General features: G+C 49.5%; 4 protein-coding genes. 2 read left to right on the top strand and 2 right to left on the bottom strand.

The features are described 5' to 3' along the window. Positions 1–1,413 (bottom strand): hypothetical protein (locus HKN79_07245; protein ID NNC83356.1); only part of this gene is annotated, 1,413 nt, incomplete at its 3' end. Between the two features lie 130 nt (positions 1,414–1,543). Here HKN79_07245 and HKN79_07240 point away from each other — a divergent pair. Then, positions 1,544–2,806 (top strand): NAD(P)/FAD-dependent oxidoreductase, encoded by a 1,263-nt coding sequence (locus tag HKN79_07240; GenBank protein ID NNC83355.1) that lies wholly within the window; start codon positions 1,544–1,546, stop codon positions 2,804–2,806. A gap of 1 nt (position 2,807) precedes the next feature. On the opposite strand, the gene HKN79_07235 is transcribed toward HKN79_07240, so the two are convergent. Next, positions 2,808–3,290 (bottom strand): GNAT family N-acetyltransferase, encoded by a 483-nt coding sequence (locus HKN79_07235; protein ID NNC83354.1) that lies wholly within the window; start codon positions 3,288–3,290, stop codon positions 2,808–2,810. A gap of 85 nt (positions 3,291–3,375) precedes the next feature. Between HKN79_07235 and HKN79_07230 the strand changes: the two genes are divergently transcribed. Further along, positions 3,376–3,584: MFS transporter (locus tag HKN79_07230; protein ID NNC83353.1), on the top strand; the 209-nt coding region annotated here is incomplete at its 3' end.

Here is a 3,584-nt window from a genome sequence, read left to right as displayed (position 1 = left end):
ATCATATCCACTGGCTTCAGATGGGAAGAAAGAACTGCTAGGGTCTGTATCGCAATTTCCAGAGAAACTACCTGCAAAGAGTAGGTCTTCATCCTGAGTCAGCGTGATCAATGGATACATCTCTGTTGCCATTCCGCCTTGTGTCATCGTAGCCGTCTGATTGCCTTCTGTGTCAAATTCCAAGATGAAGAAATCCATCACATCCAAAGAGGATTGATAGTGTTCTTCTATTCCGACCTCCATATCGACCGACCCCCAATACTGTCCTGCCCAGATGATGCGGTCGTTCATATCGACCTTCACTGCATGTCCGATATCCACCAACGATCCACCGAGACTATGTGCCCACTGGAAGTTACCGTCCATATCCATCTTGATGAGCATGGCATCCATGTTTCCTGTGGAGTGTAGTAGATGGATTCCATCTCCCATGTCCATATCACAGGCATCACCGAACATTCCACTGAGGTAGATCGATTGCTCTGAATCCATCGCAAGCTCATAAGGCCGTTCTGTGCCTGTGCCACCGATAGAACCACTCCAGAGTGTGTTGCCTGCCTGATCCAATTTGCAGATGAAGATGTCTACGTCTCCTTCTGAGATGACCACCGCATAATCCTCACTGGTATCCAAGTCGGCTTGACCATTGAAGGTTCCAGAGATGATGATATTGCCATCGGCATCGATCAAGAGATCTCTGCTCAGCACATTGCTTGGACCTTGAAAGGTCTTGGCCCATATGAATTCGCCATCCCGATCAAGCTTGATGATAAAGCCATCCGATTGTCCCAATGCCGTAAGTTGGACGACTCCTGAATCCGGATCGGCATCCATGCTTCCGCTGAATGATCCGGTGATCAGGACATTGTCCTGAGAGTCGATGATCAAGTCGTGAATATGGCAATCCAGACCGCTTGCATGAAAGGCTTTGGCCCAGAGCAAGTCCCTATCTGAGGCATAGGAAGCGATATAGCTGGTGGCTCCCTGCGAGCTGATGTAATGCTCACCGTTGCTCATGTCGAAGTCTACCGTGTCTTCGATTCTTCCGCTGATTACGACTTCATCGGTCGAGTTGACATCTATGCCGCGTACTCCTTGATGCCCTTGCCCCTGAAGGGTGATGGACCAGAGGTAATTTCCAAACTCATCGTGCTTGACAAGTACTCCATCGTAATCATCTACAGCTGGAAGCAGTATCTGAGAAGAATCTGTACTGAGTATCTCCAAGCCTGAAAAGTATCCAGCCGTATAGATGGCGCCTTGACTGTCGATGGTCATATCATCGAGCCAGAAGTCACCGGGGCCAGAACTGGAGGTGTGCCATTGCTGCGAGAACGCGTAGGCACTGCTGAACATCAAAATGACCCACAGCATATACTGCAATAGCATCGTGGATAAGGTTCGGTCAGACATGGTGCTCATGTATACGAGGGTGTGCATTCAAGGGTTTCGACTGCTTATACAAGGAAAGTCACTATTCTCCCCTAAGAATCGCTATGCACTGCAGAAGGATTAGATAGCTTTGGATCAGATACAACGCTCTATGAATATTCCTGAGACCGATCTGCCCAGGATCATCGTCATCGGATGTGGTTTCGCTGGATTGAAATTCATCAAGAAGGTGGATACCCGACAGTATCAGGTCGTACTCTTCGATGAGAATAACTACCACACCTTCCAGCCGCTCATGTATCAGGTCGCCACTGCCGGCCTCGAACCCGACAGTATCGTCTATCCCATACGTAAGGTCTTTGCTGGTAAGAAGAATTTCTATTTCAGACTATCCAAGGTAGATAAGGTGAACACCGAGCACAAGACAGTTCGAACAGATCTCGGTGAGTTGCACTATGACCATCTGATCATCGCCACCGGAGCGACCAATAATTTCTTCGGGATGGATGACATGGAAAAGAACAGCCTGCCCATGAAGACACTTCTGGAATCATTGGATATCCGCAGTCGAGTGTTACAGAATTTCGAGAACGCATTACAGACGACCGACATCCAAGAGCGCGAGGCCTTGATGGGATTCGTCATTGTAGGGGGAGGACCTACCGGTGTGGAATTGGCCGGAGCCTTGGCAGAGTTGAAGCGTCACGTACTTCCTCATGACTATCCCGACCTGGACGTCAGACGGATGCAGATCCACGTAGTAGAAGCTTCAGACCGGCTCTTGTCCAACATGAGCCAACATGCTTCTGAAAAGAGTGAAGCATTCTTACGGAAACTGGGAGTGAACGTATGGCTCAAGACCAAAGTAGAAGGCTACGATGGGCATACCGTGCGTACAGACAACAAGGATCTACAGGCTAGAACATTGGTCTGGTCTGCGGGAGTACAGGGAAGACCTGTGGACGGAGTGGAAGTGGAGAAGAGAAAAGGAAACCGCTTGGCCGTGGATGACTTTGCGAGACTGAGGGGCATGGAGAATGTATATGCCATAGGAGATGTCGCGGCCATGTCTACGGAGCACTATCCGGATGGGCATCCCATGTTAGCCTCTGTCGCAGGTCAGCAAGGAGATTGGTTGGCCAAGAATCTGAATCGCCTGGCCCAAGGAAAAGAGGAGAAACCTTTCACCTACAATGACAAAGGGACCATGGCTACAGTTGGTCGGAATCTCGCAGTCGTGGATCTGGATAAATGGAAATTCAGTGGGCTCTTCGCGTGGCTCGTGTGGATGTCGGTACATCTCATGCTCCTGGTGGATTTCAGAAGCCGATTGGTCGTCTTCGTCAATTGGGTATGGAGCTATTTCAAATATGACAGAGGTGCCCGGGTGATCATCCGGGAATCTAGGAAGTGATTCATACCTCCAGATCCATCGTGATGTTGCAGCGGCAGTAGGGGGTATTCATACCCGGTATCTCTTGGAAGCCCAACTTTCGATATAGATTGATTGCGGGTTCTAGCTTGGTGTTGCTCTCCAAGAAGATCTTCTTAGCCCCCAGATCCCTTGCCCGTTGGATGGTCTCCAATCCGAGTTGATATCCGAGTCCGATACCTTGCACCGATGGGTCCACGGCCATCTTGGCCAATTCGAAATCGTACGGCCCTTCCTTCATCTTGATCAATGCACATACTCCCACTACTCTGTCCTCATAGAGGCCTATGATGATATCACCACCTGTATCAATGATATACGACTGGGGATTATCCAGCGCTCGATGATCCGCATCTTCCATGGTGAAGAACTTGGTGATCCAAGCCTCGTTCATATCCTTGAAGTCTTTGGCATATCTAGGATGGTAGGCTACGAATTGCAATCGGGTATCGGTCTTCGGTGGCATTGTCTATCTTGAGCGCGAGCTTGAAGTTATCGAAAATCAGCAAAATCAAATAGCACTGTCTCCGCGTCAACGGTGGTTGTCATTGATGACCCTCATCATCGCTGGAGAATCGATCTTTTTTCTTCCCTTCGTCATCCCACGGGTCTTCAAGCCCACCTTTCTGGCGGTATTCGATATCAGCAATTTCGAGTTGGGCACCTTCTTCTCGGTCTATGGTGTCATCGCCATCTTTGCCTACCTCTTCGGTGGACCCTTGGCCGATCGATTCCCTCCTCATGGTCTGATGACTGTCGC

The organism is Flavobacteriales bacterium (genome assembly GCA_013001705.1).
Classification (GTDB): Bacteria; Bacteroidota; Bacteroidia; order Flavobacteriales_D; family JABDKJ01; genus JABDLZ01.
This window is presented reverse-complemented; position numbering and strand designations above follow the sequence as displayed.

Excerpts from the sequence above, each read along its gene's own strand:
- HKN79_07235 (NNC83354.1), bottom strand. The coding sequence starts at position 3,290 with ATGCCACCGAAGACCGATACCCGATTGCAATTCGTAGCCTACCATCCT.
- HKN79_07240 (NNC83355.1), top strand. The coding sequence starts at position 1,544 with ATGAATATTCCTGAGACCGATCTGCCCAGGATCATCGTCATCGGATGT.